The 17,592-nt window shown below is 58.5% G+C and carries 15 protein-coding genes and 1 pseudogene; 11 read left to right on the plus strand and 5 right to left on the minus strand.

What is annotated here, in order from left to right:
- Positions 1-35 precede the first annotated feature (35 nt).
- The 4 genes from SynA1560_RS10105 to gyrA form a co-directional block, all read right to left on the minus strand.
- Positions 36-3,713, minus strand: a complete 3,678-nt coding sequence (locus SynA1560_RS10105) for an autotransporter outer membrane beta-barrel domain-containing protein (RefSeq protein WP_186500426.1) — start codon at positions 3,711-3,713, stop codon at positions 36-38.
- Positions 3,714-4,031: 318 nt separating this feature from the next.
- Positions 4,032-4,349, minus strand: coding sequence for a hypothetical protein (locus SynA1560_RS10110; protein ID WP_186469157.1), 318 nt, complete (start codon positions 4,347-4,349; stop codon positions 4,032-4,034).
- Between the two features lie 83 nt (positions 4,350-4,432).
- Positions 4,433-5,671, minus strand: coding sequence for a lycopene beta cyclase (gene crtL / locus SynA1560_RS10115; protein WP_186500427.1), 1,239 nt, complete (start codon positions 5,669-5,671; stop codon positions 4,433-4,435).
- A gap of 2 nt (positions 5,672-5,673) precedes the next feature.
- Positions 5,674-8,301 (minus strand): DNA gyrase subunit A, encoded by a 2,628-nt coding sequence (gene gyrA, locus SynA1560_RS10120; RefSeq protein WP_186469159.1) that lies wholly within the window; start codon positions 8,299-8,301, stop codon positions 5,674-5,676.
- 138 nt (positions 8,302-8,439) lie between these two features.
- Between gyrA and SynA1560_RS10125 the strand changes: the two genes are divergently transcribed.
- From SynA1560_RS10125 to rsmD, 5 genes and pseudogenes are all read left to right on the plus strand, one after another.
- Positions 8,440-9,099, plus strand: a complete 660-nt coding sequence (locus SynA1560_RS10125; RefSeq protein WP_255476922.1) for a CAAD domain-containing protein — start codon at positions 8,440-8,442, stop codon at positions 9,097-9,099.
- Positions 9,100-9,164: 65 nt separating this feature from the next.
- Entirely contained in the window at positions 9,165-10,328 is a 1,164-nt protein-coding gene (locus tag SynA1560_RS10130) for a GuaB3 family IMP dehydrogenase-related protein (protein ID WP_186469160.1), read from the plus strand.
- 219 nt (positions 10,329-10,547) lie between these two features.
- On the plus strand, positions 10,548-10,871 hold the full coding sequence (gene trxA, locus SynA1560_RS10135; RefSeq protein WP_066909933.1) for a thioredoxin: 324 nt from the start codon (positions 10,548-10,550) through the stop codon (positions 10,869-10,871).
- A gap of 41 nt (positions 10,872-10,912) precedes the next feature.
- Entirely contained in the window at positions 10,913-11,563 is a 651-nt protein-coding gene (hisH, locus tag SynA1560_RS10140) for an imidazole glycerol phosphate synthase subunit HisH (protein WP_186500428.1), read from the plus strand.
- Positions 11,560-12,099: pseudogene (gene rsmD, locus SynA1560_RS10145) on the plus strand (16S rRNA (guanine(966)-N(2))-methyltransferase RsmD); the annotation flags it as partial. The gene hisH and the pseudogene rsmD, both read left to right, overlap by 4 nt.
- 13 nt (positions 12,100-12,112) lie before the next feature.
- Here the strand turns inward: rsmD and petG are convergent.
- Complete coding sequence (petG, locus tag SynA1560_RS13850) at positions 12,113-12,226, minus strand: cytochrome b6-f complex subunit V (RefSeq protein ID WP_006041770.1); 114 nt, start codon at positions 12,224-12,226, stop codon at positions 12,113-12,115.
- Between the two features lie 32 nt (positions 12,227-12,258).
- Between petG and SynA1560_RS10150 the strand changes: the two genes are divergently transcribed.
- From SynA1560_RS10150 to ruvC, 6 genes are read left to right on the plus strand one after another with little or no spacing between them, the layout of a single operon-like run.
- Positions 12,259-12,669 (plus strand): cytochrome c, encoded by a 411-nt coding sequence (locus SynA1560_RS10150; RefSeq protein ID WP_186469163.1) that lies wholly within the window; start codon positions 12,259-12,261, stop codon positions 12,667-12,669.
- A gap of 7 nt (positions 12,670-12,676) precedes the next feature.
- Positions 12,677-13,411 carry an RNA methyltransferase gene (locus tag SynA1560_RS10155; RefSeq protein ID WP_186500430.1) on the plus strand — a complete coding sequence of 245 codons (735 nt, stop codon included), beginning with the start codon at positions 12,677-12,679 and terminating at the stop codon, positions 13,409-13,411.
- A gap of 24 nt (positions 13,412-13,435) precedes the next feature.
- Positions 13,436-14,581, plus strand: coding sequence for a serine hydrolase (locus tag SynA1560_RS10160; RefSeq protein ID WP_186500431.1), 1,146 nt, complete (start codon positions 13,436-13,438; stop codon positions 14,579-14,581).
- A complete protein-coding gene (locus SynA1560_RS10165) occupies positions 14,581-16,017 on the plus strand; it encodes a DUF3370 domain-containing protein (protein WP_370523151.1) in 1,437 nt (478 codons plus the stop codon). Before SynA1560_RS10160 ends, SynA1560_RS10165 begins: the two co-directional genes overlap by 1 nt.
- Positions 16,014-17,102 (plus strand): magnesium chelatase ATPase subunit I, encoded by a 1,089-nt coding sequence (bchI, locus tag SynA1560_RS10170; RefSeq protein WP_186469166.1) that lies wholly within the window; start codon positions 16,014-16,016, stop codon positions 17,100-17,102. Before SynA1560_RS10165 ends, bchI begins: the two co-directional genes overlap by 4 nt.
- Before the next feature lie 18 nt (positions 17,103-17,120).
- Positions 17,121-17,585, plus strand: coding sequence for a crossover junction endodeoxyribonuclease RuvC (gene ruvC / locus SynA1560_RS10175; RefSeq protein ID WP_186500432.1), 465 nt, complete (start codon positions 17,121-17,123; stop codon positions 17,583-17,585).
- Positions 17,586-17,592 lie beyond the last annotated feature (7 nt).

A 17,592-nucleotide genomic window follows, 5' to 3' on the forward strand; every position in this document is an offset into this window, starting at 1 on the left:
CAGGCATCCAACACCCCTGGAGGACGACCACGACATCAGAACTGCCAGGTCATGCCGCCGCTCGCGCGCCAGGTCGTGCCACGGTCGCTCGCCCAGAACTCCATGCCACCTCTTCCATACAGCTTCACCGAGATGCCGTTGAAGTTCTGCACCGTGTAGTCCAGACCCGCCTCAATCAACGCACCGTTCTCGGTGCCCAGCTGTGAATCGAAATTCACCGTCTTGTTGGTGAACTTGTAGCCGATCTCCTGGCCTTCATTGCCCTGGTTCCAGTCCGCAAGCCAGGCCGCCCGAACACTCGGCACCAGCAGTCCCCGCTCGCCGGTGCGGATCGGCACCGACAGCTTCATGCCCAGCTCCGTCTCGGCAAAGTTCGTTGTGCGGCTCTTGTACTTCAACCGCAGGTTCTCCGTTCCGCTGGTCTCGGAGAATCCCTGTTCATGGTTACGGGTCCACACCACCTGCCCTTGGGGCTCGAGCACCACGCCACCGGTCTTGAACGGTGCGCCGATCCGCAGTGCGCCCAGGTAGCTGGTGACGCTCTTGTCACCCCGGGCCGTATTGCCACCCAGATCGTCGTTGATCCGCAGGATGTTGCGCGACTGCTCGCCGCTGAATTCACTCGCCCCCAGCAGGCCCTGCACATAGAAATGGCGGGCGGAGTACTGGGCCGTTAAGCCCCCACCCCAGCCCTCAGGGTTCCAGCTGCCGCCACCGGTCTCGCCGCTGTGCTGGTTCACGTTCAGATCGCCGTAATTGGCATAGGCGCCGATCTGGAACGTCTCGCTCAGCGCCACATTCACACCAAAGCTGGTGCCGTAGGCGGTCAAGCTGTAGTCGTTGTAGAGAATCGATGAGTCATCAGCCCGGCTGTTGCCGCCGAATCCCTTCACCCAGGCGCTCACGCCCTCACGCTTGGCCAGATCCAGTTCGTCATCCTGCTGGTCGACAAGGCGGACGCCGTCGAACTCAACAACAACGGCTTCTTCTTCTACCTCGATTGCTACCGCAGCATCAGCATCGGCAACCTCAACGCTTTCAACAGCGCCTTCCACATACTCAGCCGCTTCTCCATCGCTGAGCTCCTCAGGCTTCAGCCACAACGGCTGCACCGGAGCCGACTCCTCAATCACGGCCTCGTCTTCCACAACGCTCTGCTCAACAACTTCTTCTGCAATCAGCAGTTCCTCGAACTGACGCAGCGGCTGTCGATCAAACAACGTGTCCACCAGCAAATTGTTATGCAGCGCCAAACCACGACCCGCAGCATCCACATTCCGTGGGGCTAAACCACTGCCCACCAACTTTGCCAATTGCCCGTAATCAAAACTCAACAGCAGATCAATTTGCTCTTGCTTTAAGCCATCGAGCAAACCTTCAATTATCTCCAGCGCAACCTCTTCCTCGTCTTCCCAAGCGTCGTCTTCATCACCGGGGACATCACTAATCACGTCGCACAGGTCGTCATCTTCTTCACAACCAGGGAGTGGAACAGGCTTATCATTTTTGCATTCATCACCCTCACAGATCGGCGGATCCGGGTCCGGCTTATTAGGCTCTTCCTTGCACTCTTCGAGAGCGGGATATAAGTCGCAGATCGGCGGATCCGGGTCTGGCTTATTAGGCTCTTCATTGCACTCATCAGAATCAGGATGCAAGTCGCAAATAATCTCATCACTTTTTTTGACTTCTATAACAAGATCTAAAGAACCTTTGGCCAAATAACCCTTGTAAAGAGCTGGACCATCTTTGGCATATTCTTCGCCAATTCCATCAAAGGAAAAGATCTGATCTTGACTAACTACGATATATGTATTTTCGGCAAGATCATCAATATTTTTGACATCTCCATCGATGATCTCCCAGACCCCTTCGGGATCATCAGAATCTGGAGCGCCAACAACCAAGCTGCCATTCTCATAATCAAATGACTCACTGACTCGCAAAGGCGGATTATTCTTTCCATCCAAAGAGGTGATAATTCCACCTGGACTTGAATCCTCTAAAGAGTAAGCATCTAGGCTGATTGTTTTAGAGACCAACGGCTGTTCAGGCGAAACATAAACCCGACCCCCTTCCTTGATACTTAGACGATCAATCTCAAATTCACCTCTTCCTGACGGCCCGGACAGCAAGTCAAGTCGACCAGCTCCTGTCACCAATGTGGAAGATCGCCGAGGGATGCTCGACAAGTGTCCCAATAAAAGGGCACCATCTTTAATCTTCGTCTCGCCCTTGTAGGAGTTGGCGCCAGAAAAAGTGGTTGTACCATCACCAACCTTGGTGAATCCACCATCACCAGAAATCGGACCAGAAAACTCCGTATCCGTCCCCAAACCACCAGCAGTCAGGGTCTGGTCATCGTCAATGACAATGTCGCCAGCACCTTCAATCGATCCGATCTCATCACTATTAGTAACTTCATAGGTGGCGCCATCGGAGACAGAAACACCCGTAACATCGCTGAGCGAGCCCGTGACCTTCAACGTTCCCGCCTTGATCTCAGTAGCACCCGCATAGGTGTTATCGCCAGAAAAACTCGTTGTGCCATCTCCAACTTTCTTAAATCCACCATCACCAGAGATCACTCCAGACAACGTGGTATCTGTATCAAGACCACCAGCTGTCAGTGTCTGATCTTTTTCAATAACAATATCGCCAGCACCTTCAATCGATCCGACCTCATCGCTGTTAGCAACTTCATAGATGGCACCATCAGCGACAGAGACAGCCGTAGCGTCGCTGAGAGATCCAGTGACTCGGAGAGTTCCTTCAAGAATATTGGTATCGCCAATATAAGAATTGTCTGCAGCCAAGACTGTTATGCCACTCCCCTGAAAATTTAGTGTTCCAGAGCCGGAGAAAGTCGCCAACAAAACATCAGAAAATTCCCCATTGAATCTTGTTGCGATTCCATTATTGTCCACTGTTCCACCCTCAATTCCAACCCAGAAAGGAATATCTAAGTTCGTGTTGGATGATTGTCCTTCGACATCGACAACCGTTTTTAGTGTTCCACCCTGAAACACTGGTGCATATAGATCCTCTCGAACTTTACCGTCTTCAAATTTACACGGATCGATAGCAGTTTTGATAAGCTGTTGATTGCTTGTTGTCGTTATCTCGCCAGAGGAGATTGTATTCACAGCACAACCACCAAAAGCTTGAATTCGGTTATTTGGCCCTTCATGGGTGTAATATTGAGCTGAATTCCACATGTACTGTAGCCCATTATTTCTCGTAGATGCATTATTTGGCCTCTGATCTCCAGGAGGGAGATCACCCTTCCAGCCATCAAAAATAAATCCGCCACCATTGAAGATATCATTCAGCCATAGATCACCATCCACAAGCAGATTGTTATTTTCCGCAAATTCTTCATAGCCATTCGAAAGACGTTTCGCCAGATCCTCATCGTCTCCCCAGGGAAAGAATTGTCCTATTTGGCTATCTTTCCACCATAGCCCTGCAGATATTCCAGGAACAGCATCGTCTCTGCCTGCGTCATTCACCTTCGGATTAACATAGGTATAGTAATTGATTGCGTAATATTTGTCGTCATCACCTTCAATAACTGTTTGCATATTTACAGGCAAAGTATAAATTTCAACAACGCCAGTCTCGTCCTCTGTGATTTTTTCTCCGCCATCGATGGGGACCACCTGTGCATGCACAGCAGCAGTGGCAGAGAGCGAAAGAGCCAGAGAAAGCACGGAAAGCAGTTTTCTAGTCACCAGACACGCGAACAGCTTGATTCCTTTTAGCGGCACCGTCGAAGTGCGCCATGCAGAAAATATTGACTTTTTATTTGTATGTCACGGCTTCACCTCAGAGTGAATCGCACGAGGAATCTCAAGAGACTCGCGATGCGTATCTCTTGATCGAGCTTTAAGGAGCCCACAAACGTGATCCCAAAAACATTAAGTCTGCCGTTTTGACACATGAGGAATTTAAAAAAATGCCTCCCCATCAGGGGGAGGCATGGATGTTCAAAACTCCCTCAACTGAGGGAGTGGCGTCCTGAGTAGCGATCAGAACTGGAAGGTGGTCACACCACCGCTCGCGCGCCAGGTCGTGCCACGGTCGCTCGCCCAAAACTCCATGCCACCTCGGCCGTACAACTTCACCGAGATGCCGTTGAAGTTCTGCACCGTATAGTCCAGACCCGCCTCGATCCAGGCGCCGTTTTCCGTGCCCAGCTGTGAATCGAAATTCACCATCTTGTTGGTGAACTTGTAGCCGATCTCCTGGCCCTCATTGCCCTGGTTCCAGTCCGCCAGCCAGGCCGCCCGAACACTCGGCACCAGCAACCCCCGATCGCCGGTGCGGATCGGCACCGACAGATTCATTCACTGATGCACAGACGAACAGACACGCACTCCCTTTGATTGGCCGTTATTGAGATCTCTTAGTTACGCCAGCCACAAGGATCTCAAAAACGCGGAGCTTGATCCTGAGCCGCACCCAACACCAATCCCCACCGCAACTCCCAAGGCGAAAGGGCGAACAAGCGCAGCATCACGCCCATCAAGCGCGGCAACGGCAGGGTGTTGGTGAGGAAGCCAAACCACTCCTCCCGCGGCAATGAGAAGAACGTGGCGAAGTGGGTGCGCAACAACGCCTCGTTGAAGCCCATCAACCGGCCCAAGCCGAATTGATAGAGCTGATGCCGCAGCACGAGCTCGATTGGCCACAGCGCTTGCCAACCCCGTTGCGCCAGGGCGGCTGAACCAAGGGCTGGATTGGCGATGGCTTCGGAGATGGCATAGGCCAGATCAGGTCCCCGCCGCAGCAACGCCCCCACCATGTAGCCCGAGGCCGGATGCACCATGCTCGCGGCGCCCCCAAACGCCAGCACCGGCTGATTGCGATCCGGCAGCGGCAAGTTCATCGGGAAGAGGCAGAACTCTTCGTGGATCACCTCGGTGATCTCCACGCCGCGCAGATCCAGGCGCTGTTGGAGCCGTTGCTTGAGCACGTCGTAGGGAACACCCGGTGCCAAGGCGAGTGAGGTTTCCTCCACGAAGAACACCCCATCGCCCAGATCCATCGCATAGAGGAACGTGGGCGGTTCGCTGCGCTGCTCCTCGCTGAGGTGATCACAGCGGTAGTCCATCAACACAAATCGGTTCTCCTCAATCGACGGTTTGGAGAAACGCCCCACCACGCCGTAGGCCGCCTGACCCGCCACCGGCCCCTGATCGGGACGGCGAATGTGGGGTGTGCGCGAGCCGGAGGCATCGATCACCAAGCGCGCCTGCAACGTGGTTCCCGATGCGCAGCTGACGCTGGTGGTTGCACCATTCACGTCCACCCGTTCGGCGGTGTCTTGATGCCAGACCACACCATCAGCCCGTTCCAGCCAGAAGCGCTGCAGGGCGGCCCGATCGAACAAACCGTAGTCAATGCCGTGAGCATGGCTCTGATCCTGAGCCGTTGAGCCGCCTTCGCCGAAATAACTGACGGTGTCGCTCCAGCGGTGCTCCAACAGGTGCTCGAGCCCCAGCCCTTTCAATTCGTCGGCCCAGATGCCGTAGGTGTTGGGCCAAGGAGCGTCAATCGGATCGGGAGCTATCCCAGAAACGTCAACACCGCGCTGGTTCAACTCTGAAGCGATGCAGAGAGCAGCCGGGCCGCCCCCGAGCACCAACACATCCACAGGTTCAGGCAAGGTCAGCTGTCCTGTGCTTCAGCGTTCGCCTCCGGTGCGGCAGCAGCGTCAACGTCCGCATCGACGCCGTCATCAGCATCGGCATCGTCGCCTTCTGCCTGCGGCGGCACGAGCACCACCTTGAGCAAACGATCGCCTTTGTCGAGCTTTTGCAGGCGGACGCCGGTCGCCGCGCGGGACTGCTGTGGAATGGCATCGGCACTTGTGCGCACGATCACACCCTTTTCGCTGACCAACAGCAGCTCTTCGCCCGCTCCAAGCACCCGCAGGCCCACCAGTTCATCGGCATCCGTGCGGAACTTCATCGCCCGCAGGCCCATTCCGGCCCGTTTCTGAAGGCGGAACTGAGTCACAGGCACCCGTTTGCCAAGACCAGCGGCCGAGGCTACCAGCACCCATGGACCTTCACTGCCGACATCGTCCTCATCATCGTTGCTGGCGGCCACTTGGTCCGCCAACTCAACGGGCAAGACGTCCATGCTCACCAGCGCATCGCCATCACGGAGGTTCATCGAGCGCACGCCACGGGCGGTGCGTCCGAGAGGCCTGAGTTCATCGTCACTCAGGCGGAAATGAATGGTCATTCCAGCCTTGGAACCGATCAGCACACTGTCTCCTGGAACCGCCAACCGCACCCAGGTGAGCGCATCCCCGTCTTCCAAGTTGATCGCGATCAGACCGTTGGAGCGGATGTTGCTGAAGGCCGACAGGCGCGTGCGCTTGATGAAGCCACCGCTGGTGAGCATCAGCAGATCCGTGTCGTCGTTGAATTCCGACACAGCCAAGAGGGATGTGATCGCCTCCTCTCGGGGGATGGGGAGCAGCTGCACCACGGGCGTGCCCTTGGCAGCCCGACTGCACTGGGGAACCCGATAGGCCGGCAGGGCATAGGACACACCCCGATCGCTGAACAACAGCAGGGTGTCGTGATCGTTGCAACCAATGAACAGCTTGACCGCATCTTCCCCCTGACTGCGGGTTCCGGCCTTACCGCGAGTTCCTCGGCTGGTGGCTTCGAATTCACTCACCGGCATCCGCTTGAGGTATCCGGTTTCGGTGACCAGCACCACGGAACGCTCATTCGCAATTAAATCGATGTCTTCGAGCCCACCACCGAGGTCGAGGATTTCCGTACGCCTGGGCACGGCATGGCGATCCCTGAGCTGAGCGAGTTCGTCTTGGATCAGGCCGAACACGCGCTCACGCCGGCCAAGGATGTCTTTGTAGTCGGCGATCTTGACGACAAGATCTTCGTGCTCGAGGCGAATCTTGTCGGCCTCGAGAGCCGTGAGACGCCGAAGCTGCATCTGCAGAATGGCGTCCGCCTGGATGTCCGTGAGTCCGTGGCGGTCTTGCAACTGCTGTTTTGCTGTTGCTGTATCGGATGCCGCTCGGATAAGGGCAATGATCGGATCCAGCTGATCAAGGGCCAGCAGCAAACCGAGGAGAATGTGATCACGTTCCTCGGCCTTGCGCAGCAGGTAGCGCGTGCGTCGCTCGATGGTCTCGACCCGGAAGTCGAGGAACACCTCGAGCATTTTGCGCAGGGTGAGCAGGATTGGCTCACCGTTCACTAGCGCCAGCATGTGCGCACTGAAGTTGCTCTGAAGTGGCGTGAGTTTGTAGAGATTGTTCAGCACCACCTGCGGATAGGCATCGCGGCGCAGCTCCACCACGATGCGCATGCCATCGCGATCACTCTCATCGCGGATGTCAGAGATCCCCTCGAGCTTCTTGTCGTTAACCATTTCGGCGATGCGCTCGATCAACGCCGCTTTGTTGGTCTGATATGGCAACTCGGTGATGATCACGGCGTCCCTGTCAGGGCGGCCCGGTGCCTCAATGGTTTCAATCTCCGCGACACCACGCATGGTCACGGAGCCGCGGCCACTGAGGTAGGTCTCGCGGATCCCAGTGCGACCGAGGATTTGTCCGCCGGTGGGGAAATCAGGACCGGGAATCAGGGTCATCAACTCCTGATCGTCGAGCTCAGGGTTCTCAATCAGAGCCAGCAGTCCTGCGATCAGCTCACCCAGATTGTGAGGCGGAATGTTGGTCGCCATGCCAACAGCGATCCCGGCAGATCCATTCAGCAGCAGCTGAGGAATCCGTGACGGCAGCACCGTGGGTTCCTGCTGCGAACCATCGAAATTGTCGATGAAGTCGACGGTCTCGGCTTCAATGTCTTCGAGGAGGCTGTCGGTGGTGAGCGCCTGAAGCCGCGATTCGGTGTAGCGCATGGCGGCGGGCGGATCGTTGTCCACAGAGCCGAAATTTCCATGCCCATCGATCAGGGGCATGGACATGGAGAAGCTCTGCGCCATGCGCACCAGTGCGTCATACACAGCCGTATCGCCATGGGGGTGGTACTTACCCAGCACCTCACCGACCACACGGGCACATTTCCGGTAAGGGCGGTCGCTGGTCAGACCCAGCTCGTACATCGCGTAAAGAATGCGGCGATGCACAGGTTTGAGGCCATCTCGGGCATCGGGCAAGGCCCGACCCACGATCACACTCATCGCATACTCGAGGTACGAGCGCGACATCTCGTTGCGCAGATCCGTTTGGATGATCCGATCGTCCGAATCTCCGGGACCGCCGCCGCTGGGCCCCACAGGATCCGCCATACAAGACCTACTTACCGCCCTTCAGTTTATCGCGTCAGGGCCAACTGAAAACAGCCTCCACGTCTCCTTTTGCTGTCGACACGGGTCGATTACGGATCCTGCCCCTACGCTTTGGCGCTGCTGTGTGATCTGAAGACGATGTCGTCCGATAACTCCCCGAAAAAAAAGGGCACTGAGGACTCCATCAGCAGCGATGGAGCTGATTCTGAGACCACCACCGTTGACACGTCCATGCCAGCAATTAACAGCGAAGCGGATGCTGTAACGGTCTCCGCGGTTCCAGAAGCCAGCGAAAGCGAAGCGCTCGCGACACCGCAGAGCCAACCGGTGGCTAAGCCATCCGCCCCGACGGTGAGCGAGCCAGCTCCAGTCGGACAGGCAACCGCACCCGCTGTTCAGCCCAGCACGCCAATCTCCTCCATCGCAGAACGCGTCCAAGTGCCCGCGCAGGCCCCGAGTGGAGACAGCGACGAGAGCGGCGGCGAGTGGGAGATGCTCTCAGGACGCATCAAGGAGTTCTTGGAAGGCAACAACCTTGTGGAGTGGTGGCAGAAGATGCGCCAACCCCTGATTCTGGTTGGTGTGCTGATCGGACTGATCCTGACCTTGAGGATCTATGGGGGCATCCTCGACGCCATCGCCACCGTGCCCCTCGCACCGCGGCTTTTTCAACTGGTCGGAGCGATCTACGCCGCCTGGTACGCCGCAACACGACTCGTGAAAAGCAACGAGCGCAAGAAGGTGTCCAGCAACCTCCAAGACCTCTGGACCAGCATCCGTGGAGGTCGCAAGGGGTAAGGCAGCAGACGGGTAGAGCGAGAAACACCGATTGGTAGTTTGATCAAACTCTGTAAATTCCCGCGGTGGACATTCAGCTCGGACGCTCAAAGGTTGTACGTCGGGCCTACGGCATTGACGAAATCGCCTTGGTGCCCGGCGGCAGGACCGTTGATCCGGAAGTGACCGACACCAGCTGGAGCCTCGGGGGCATCAACCGCGAGATTCCGATCATCGCCAGCGCCATGGATGGCGTTGTGGATGTGGACATGGCCGTGAAGCTGTCCCAACTGGGAGCCCTCGGCGTGATCAATCTCGAAGGAGTGCAGACCCGCTACGACAATCCGAACATCGTTCTTGATCGCATCGCAGCTGTCGGCAAGCACGAGTTCGTTCCCCTGATGCAGGAGATCTACAGCCAGCCTGTTCAGGAATCGTTGATCCGCAAGCGCATCCAAGACATCAAGGCCCAGGGGGGCATTGCAGCTGTCAGCGGCACTCCTGTGGCGGCCATGCGCTTTGGCAAAGTCATCGCGGAAGCCGGTGCCGACCTGTTCTTCGTGCAGGCCACGGTGGTGTCAACCAACCACATCGGGCCCGAAGGTCAAGACACCCTTGATCTCGAGGCGCTGTGCCGGGATATGGGTGTTCCCGTGGTGATCGGGAACTGCGTCACCTACGACGTGGCGCTTCAGCTGATGCGAGCTGGCGCTGCCGGCGTGATGGTGGGCATCGGCCCTGGCGCCGCCTGCACCTCCCGCGGCGTGCTTGGCGTTGGGATTCCCCAAGCAACAGCCGTCGCTGACTGTGCCGCAGCCCGGGATGACTTCCAGAAAGAAACGGGTCGCTATGTTCCGATCGTGGCCGATGGCGGCATCGTTACCGGTGGCGACATTTGCAAATGCATCGCCTGTGGTGCCGACGCGGTGATGATCGGCTCGCCGATTGCGCGTGCGGAAGAGGCTCCCGGTCGCGGCTTCCATTGGGGCATGGCCACACCAAGCCCTGTTCTTCCTCGGGGCACGCGCATCAACGTCGGCAGCACAGGAACCCTGGAGAGGATCCTGCGTGGGCCGGCCAAATTGGATGACGGCACCCACAACCTGCTGGGCTGTCTGAAAACATCCATGGGCACGCTGGGAGCCCGCACCATTAAGGAAATGCAGCAGGTGGAGGTGGTGGTAGCCCCTTCACTGCTCACCGAAGGCAAGGTGTATCAGAAGGCCCAGCAACTGGGCATGGGCAAATAACAAGAAAGTCTCAAGCTGAGACATGTTGAATCAAGTGAGACGCAAGGTAAGTTGAAAGTGTGCGGGCTCCGGCCCACACACTCCTCACACCCCCTGGCCCGACGCGTTCGGGCTTTCTGTTTTTTTCGGCGTCCATCACAGTTCAGGCGCAGAGAGGCTGTGATCGAAAGGCAACCTCGGAATCGGTTGCTAAATTTCGCCCATCTCGACCCATCCTGAATGTCCAGCGCTGCTGCTGTTACCGACGCCTCCTTCGAACAGGACGTGCTTCAGAGTGACGTTCCCGTGCTGGTGGATTTCTGGGCGCCTTGGTGCGGCCCCTGCCGCATGGTGGCTCCCATCGTCGATGAGATTGCAAAGGAATTCGAGGGCAAGATCAAGGTGTTCAAACTGAATACCGATGAGAATCCCAACGTGGCTAGCCAGTTCGGCATTCGCAGCATCCCGACCCTGATGGTCTTCAAGGGTGGCCAGAAGGTTGACACCGTTGTTGGTGCTGTTCCGAAGGCAACGCTGTCTGGCACGATTGCCAAATACCTCTGAGGCCAACACTGACCTCGACCGCAGACGCTTCATCCCAACCCGTGACAAGACCGATCCAGAGGATCGGTCTGATTGATTACGGCATGGGCAACCTTCATTCCGTCCAGACCTGCTTCGAACGGTTAGGACAACCGTTAACCGCAGTGCAGCATCCAGAGGATCTGGAACCCTGCGATGCCCTAGTGCTTCCTGGCGTTGGTGCCTTTGACCCAGCGATGCACAAGCTGCATGCATCGGGTCTGGTTGCCCCCCTGCAGAAGTGGCATGCCGAAGCTCGTCCCCTGCTCGGCATCTGCCTGGGTCTCCAATTGTTATTTGAGCGTAGTGATGAGGGCAGTGCTGAAGGACTTGGCCTTCTCAAAGGTGGCGTCCACAAACTACCCAGCGGCCAAGGTGAACGGATCCCCCACATGGGCTGGGGACAGCTGAAACGCCACAACGCTTGTCCACTGCTTCCAGAGGAAGCTGACGAACCCTGGGTCTATTTCGTGCACTCCTTCGCCGCGGCCCCGGCCTTAGAAGCCGATCTGGCCGCCACAGTCCCCTTCGGCCATGGGAACGCCACCGCGATGGTCTGGAAAGGACGCACAGGAGCCTGCCAATTCCACCCAGAGAAGTCATCCGTCGCTGGATCACAGCTGCTGCAGCGCTGGCTGAAATGGCTTCAGCACGATGCAGCTGATCCCACGTGAGCGGCGGGCAGCTGCGATTGATCGGGGGGCGTCGGTTGCGCAGCCCTGCCGGTCAGAGCACGAGACCGACCACGTCTCGCGTCCGAGAAGCGTTGATGAACATGTTTCAGGCGGAACTGCAGGGGTGCCACTGGCTTGACCTCTGCAGCGGCAGTGGCGTGATGGGATGTGAGGCTCTGCAGCATGGTGCAGAACGCGTGGTCGCCATCGAGAACAACCCGCGGACAGCAGCCATCTGCCGCGAAAATCTCGAGACTGTGGCGTCAGCGCACACAGAGCGAGCCCGGGTGAGCGTGATTCGAAGGGATCTGCTCAGTTGGCTGAAGAGCGGACGTCCTGCCGATGAACCCGCCTTTTCAATGGTGTACTTCGATCCACCCTATGCAGCGGGGATTTACAACGAAACCCTCGGTCTGCTCCATCGTGGTAGGTGGGTGCAGCCCGAGGGATTGGTGATTTGCGAATACGCCAGCAACATTCAGATTGAGGCTCCATCACCCTGGATTGAAAGGGAGCGACGGCGTTATGGAAGCAGCAGCCTGCTGATCCTCAGCCCCCCAGGGCACTACCCCGGCGATACTGGTTCCAAGCAGCCACAAACAGACCCAAAAGCGTAACGGGGATCAAGCCCAAAACTATCCCGCAAAGTAGGGGTTCGATCATGGCGTCACGCCGGATGGAAGGATTAACCACAATTGTTCCATGCATGCGATACATCTGTGACCTCATCGTCATCAACTGCTGCAGCTTCTGAGCGCAGGCGTGGGTTGGTGCCAGCGCTGGTCGCAGTGGCTGTGATTACCGCCCTGGTGCTGGTGGGATGGCTTTACGCAGGAGCTCGTCTCGACCCTTACAGCAAGGCGACATTGGCCCTGACCGGTGACATCCAGCACGGTGGTCAAATTTTCAGAATCAATTGCGCTGGCTGCCACGGCATCGCCGCCCAGGGTTTGGTTGGTCCCAGCCTCCAGGGCATCAGTGTGCGCCGATCTGACCGCGCTGTGATCCACCAGATCGTGAGCGGTGAGACTCCACCGATGCCCCGTTTCGAAATTGAACCGGAAGGGATGGCCGACCTGCTGAGCTACCTGCACACCCTCGACTGATCGGCCTTTGACTCTTGTTGTCGTGCTGGTGGAGCCTGCCGGACCGCTCAACGTGGGCAGTGTTGCCCGCCTTTGCGCCAACTTCGCAGTGGATGAGCTGCGGCTGGTCAACCCACGCTGCGACCCCAAAGACCCTGAAGCCCTGCGCATGGCCGTGCATGGCCAAAACGTCTTGCACAACGCAAGGCACTGTCCATCCCTGCTGGACGCCCTGTCCGATTGCCATCGGGTCGTGGCCAGTTGCGGACGATTGGACCACGGAGAAATCCCACTGCAGGCACCCGAACAGGCCATGCCCTGGATCCATCAGGGGCTCGAGACCAATGCCCGCGTCGCTTTGGTCTTCGGACGGGAAGACCGTGGACTCAGCAACGAAGAGTTGCTGCTCAGTCAGCGTGTGGTGCGGCTGCACTCGGGCGATGCCTACCCATCGCTCAATCTGTCCCACGCGGTGGCTGTACTTCTGCACGAGCTGGAACGCACCCGCAGGCAACCCAATCCACATCCCCTGGAACCACTTCAGGGGGGCGAGGCCGCACTGCCTCCCCAGCTGGATGCCTGCCTCATCGATGCAGAGGATTTGTTGCTGGAAGCGGGTTTTCTGCTCGACCACACGGCCAAGGCACGGATGGCCAAGGTGAGAGCTCTGCTGCAGAGGGCCTTGGCGCGACCTGAGGAAGTGGCACTGCTGCGTGGCATGGTGCGCCAACTTCGTTGGGCGATTCGTTGCAACCGCCCGTAATCTCTGGCTTTCACACACCGCTCTTTGGCCACAAGTCGATCCAGTCGCCAAACCCCAGGCTGGGGACGACCACTGCGTCTGTTGTTGCGCCTCGTGCTGATGGGCGTGGGGTTGGGGGTGATCACTGGATCCGTTTTAAAGCTTGCTGGCACAGGGGCCCAACGGGGTGACTGGCCCATTCCCAGCTGGCTGGTCTCAACAGAAACGGCACCGGAAGACCCGCCAGCACCAACGGCAACGGGCAGCAATGGCCTGCGCTCCAACGGCAACGACAACCTCGGTCGCTTTGAAACTCGCAATGAACTCACAGCCCTGAGTCAACGCTGGAAAGAACTGGCCGCCACGCAAGCAGACCTGAAGGTGAGTGCTTTCATGCTCGTGCTGGATGACGGTCGCTACGCCCAGCTCGAGCCGGACACCGCGCTACCCGCAGCGAGTTCGATCAAGACACCGATTTTGCTGGTGACCCTGGAGGAGCTGGATGCTGGACGCTTGGTCTGGAATGAGCCACTCACCCTGACCAAAACCGTGGTGGGAGGAGGGGCCGGCTGGATGGCCTCCAAACCCATCGGCACCCGCTTCCCCACGCATGAAGTCGCCACGGAGATGATTCGTGTGAGCGACAACACAGCAACCAACCTGCTGATCGATCGACTCGGCGGCAAGAAAGCACTCAATCTCCGCTTCAACGCCCTGGGGCTGAGCGCCACGACCGTGAACAACTGGCTACCAGATCTTGAGGGAACCAACACGACAAGCGCTCGAGATCTGGCCTATTCGATTGCCCTGGTCGACACCGGCGAAGCCCTATCGATTCGCAGCCGGGATCTGTTCCGTCAGGTGATGGGCACATCCATTACTAACACCCTGATTCCCCGTGGGCTGATGCGTGGGCTCGGCGGTCAGCAAGGCAAACCTGATCAAAGTCTGATGATCAAGGGCTATCGAGTTTTGAACAAAACCGGCGACATCGGTATTGCCTATGCCGATGCCGGGTTAATCGAACTCCCTGATGGCAGTCGAGCCGTTGCCGCCTTCCTCGTGAAAGGTCCTTTTAACGACCCACGCTCAACGGAAATGATCCGCAAGCTCACAGCTGCCATGGCTCCGGCGCTCAAACCCAAACTGGCTGTGAGCGCGGCCGTCTCTGAACCCAGCAACAACCCGTGATGAAACGCCTCACTCGGATTCCGATGCTGGTCACGCTGGCCTCATTCGTGGCCTCCGCTGCAAGCCTGTCCGTTGCTCCATCGATGGCATGGGCGCAAGTTCAGACATCCACCAGCCAAGCGGCTGCAGACGACGGTCCGCTGATCCGACGCCAGGAGGTGCGCAGCCTGCCCGGCGGTCTTGACCAGGTGCTGATCATCAACGACAACAATCCGGAACTGATCATCGGGGAAGGGATTCTGGTGTCCACCTTCCCGCAGAGCCCTGGACTGAATCTGGCCTTGAACGGGCGTTTCGACCTGTTCAGCCATCACGTCTATGCCGGAACACCTGATCGTCTCGACTCCACGCTCTGGCTTGCCGTCATCGCTCAGCCGGCAACTAATCAAGCGGTTTCACTGGAACTGCTAGGTGGTAGCACCGCACTCTCCCAGGCTGTCAGCGAAGAGCAAACCGCATCGCCCTTTCTGCCCCTGCCTGCCTTGATGCAGGAAAGCGGAACCGTCATTTCTTCAGGTCCGGGCAGTCGCGTGGCCGGCGATCTGCTCCGCGGAGACTCGGCTGCCGAACTCCCCCGGCAATGGACGATCCAGCCAGGGTCACCGTCATTACTGGTGGCGCTCCCCATTCCTGTGGCCGGGCTGGACCCCCTGCTGAACGGTCGCAATCTGCAGATGCGTCTGCACAGCTCAGGGCCGGTGCACCTTGCCACCCTCGCCGCTTTCGGCGACAACCGTCAGGCTCCCAACGCCGCTTACTGGCAGCGGCTTCTCGACGCCGGCAAACAGAGTCCGAAAGAACACGAACCGACACCACGTGGCACCAGGGGGCGCATCATCTACTCCCGCGTCAGTGGCGTCCAAATCGGCAGCACCTGGCAAGCAGAGCTTTCCGACCCCGGGTCAAGCCATCTCGACTTAAGTGAAACCGCAGTCTCCTGGCCGATCAGCAGCCTTGTTAACGGCGATCTACGAACCGGGCAGATTCAGACCGCGGAGCTCGAGGCATTCGACCCCGGCACCGCCTGGGCAGCCCACGGCAACTACGGAGTGGAGTACGACCTCACGCTTCCCCTGCGCAACACCAGCACCGAGACGCGAACCGTGGCAATCGCCCTGGAATCTCCCTTTAAAAATCGCAGCACGAACCAACAACTCATCTTCAGCCGCAGCGATCGGGAACCGGTGATGTTCCGCGGGCCGATCGAGGTGACAGGGCTGGACGGATATGACGGGAAACTCAGTGCAACTCAGCGGTTTCACCTTGTCCTGCGTCGGGGTCAGGAAGGCCCCGAGCTTGGCCAGGTGTCGCTGGGCCCCGGTGAAAGCCGGCGGGTGCGCGTGCGCCTGATTTACCCAGCGGATGCCACACCACCACAGGTGCTGAGCCTCCGACCTGTGAAACAATCCTCTCCAGCACAAGACGATCGTCCGTGAGTTCACCGCGCAAGCGCAGAGTCTTCCCCTTCACCGCTGTGATCGGGCAGGAGGAGATGAAGCTTGCTCTCCTGCTGAACGTGATTGATCCCCGCATCGGAGGGGTGATGATCATGGGAGATCGGGGCACAGGAAAATCAACCACCATCAGGGCTCTGGCTGATTTACTGCCCGGGATTGAAGTGGTGGCCGGCGACCCTTACAACAGCTCGCCCACGGATCCGGATCTGCAAAGCAGTGACGTCGTTCAGCGTCTCGAACATGGTGAAACCCTTGGGACAGAGGAACGCCAGGTGCCGATGGTCGACCTGCCGCTCGGGGCCACAGAAGACCGCCTGTGCGGAACCATTGATATCGAGAAGGCACTCAGTGACGGCGTTCGAGCCTTCGAACCGGGCCTGCTAGCCAAAGCCAACCGAGGCTTGCTCTACGTCGATGAGGTGAATCTGCTAGACGACCACCTGGTGGACGTTTTGCTGGACTCAGCCGCTTCCGGCTGGAACACTGTGGAACGCGAGGGAGTGTCGGTGCGCCACCCGGCCCGTTTTGTGCTGATCGGTTCTGGCAACCCTGAGGAAGGTGAGCTGCGTCCTCAGCTGCTCGACCGCTTCGGCATGAGCGTGGAAGTGCGCACCGTGCGTGACCCCGAGCTGCGCGTGCAGGTGGTGGATCAGCGCACGGCCTTCGACACAGACCCTGATCAATTCAGTGCAGCCGTTGAAGCTGGCCAGCAAGCTCTGCAGCAACGCGTGGTGGAGGCTCAGCAGCGTCTCGACCAGGTTCAGATCGACGACGATCTGCGTCTGCGCATCTCAGCGGTGTGCGGAGAACTCGATGTGGATGGCCTCCGTGGTGACATCGTCACCAACCGGGCCGCACGCGCCCTCGCGGCATTTGAGGGTCGCACCGAAGTGACCGAAGACGATGTTGCCCGGGTGGCGTCTTGTTGCTTAAGGCACCGCCTGCGCAAAGACCCACTGGAGCAGATCGACTCGGGCGATCGCGTGGTCAAGGTGTTCTGCAAGGTGTTTGAACGAAGCGAAAGCAGCGATCGAGCTGAGTTCGAGCTGGCTTTGGCCGCTTAAGCACGGGAGGCCACTCCTTTGCGCATCCTCGGTATCGACCCCGGTCTCGCCCGCGTGGGCTACGGCGTGATCGACACCTGCGGGGGTGAGCAGACCATGCTCGACTGCGGGATCATCCGCACGGACCCCGGCCGAACAGAAGGGGAGCGGATGGTGGAAATTGCAAGGGATCTCCGTCAGCTCATCCGGGTTTGGCGCCCGGAGCTGGCGGCGGTCGAGAAATTCTTTTTCTATCGCTCGAGCAACACCATCGCGGTGGTGCAGGCCCGTGGGGTTGTGATCATGACCCTCAGCCGGTTTGGACTGCCGGTGGTCGAATTCCCTCCGATGCAGATCAAACAGGCCCTCACAGGCCATGGCCATGCCGACAAAGACGAAGTCCTTGAAGCGGTGATGCGTGAACTCGCCTTGGACTCACCCCCACGACCCGATGACGCCGCCGATGCCCTTGCTGTGGCCCTGACCGGTTGGTTCCAGCGATGACCGGGGC

The sequence above is a fragment of the Synechococcus sp. A15-60 genome, from assembly GCF_014280095.1.
Classification (GTDB): Bacteria; Cyanobacteriota; Cyanobacteriia; order PCC-6307; family Cyanobiaceae; genus Synechococcus_C.

Bases quoted from the DNA above. Each gene is read 5' to 3' on its own strand.
- SynA1560_RS10110 (WP_186469157.1), bottom strand. From the start codon at position 4,349: ATGAATCTGTCGGTGCCGATCCGCACCGGCGATCGGGGGTTGCTGGTG.
- gyrA (WP_186469159.1), bottom strand. From the start codon at position 8,301: ATGGCGGATCCTGTGGGGCCCAGCGGCGGCGGTCCCGGAGATTCGGAC.
- SynA1560_RS10125 (WP_255476922.1), top strand. From the start codon at position 8,440: ATGTCGTCCGATAACTCCCCGAAAAAAAAGGGCACTGAGGACTCCATC.
- trxA (WP_066909933.1), top strand. From the start codon at position 10,548: ATGTCCAGCGCTGCTGCTGTTACCGACGCCTCCTTCGAACAGGACGTG.
- petG (WP_006041770.1), bottom strand. From the start codon at position 12,226: ATGATCGAACCCCTACTTTGCGGGATAGTTTTGGGCTTGATCCCCGTT.
- SynA1560_RS10165 (WP_370523151.1), top strand. From the start codon at position 14,581: ATGAAACGCCTCACTCGGATTCCGATGCTGGTCACGCTGGCCTCATTC.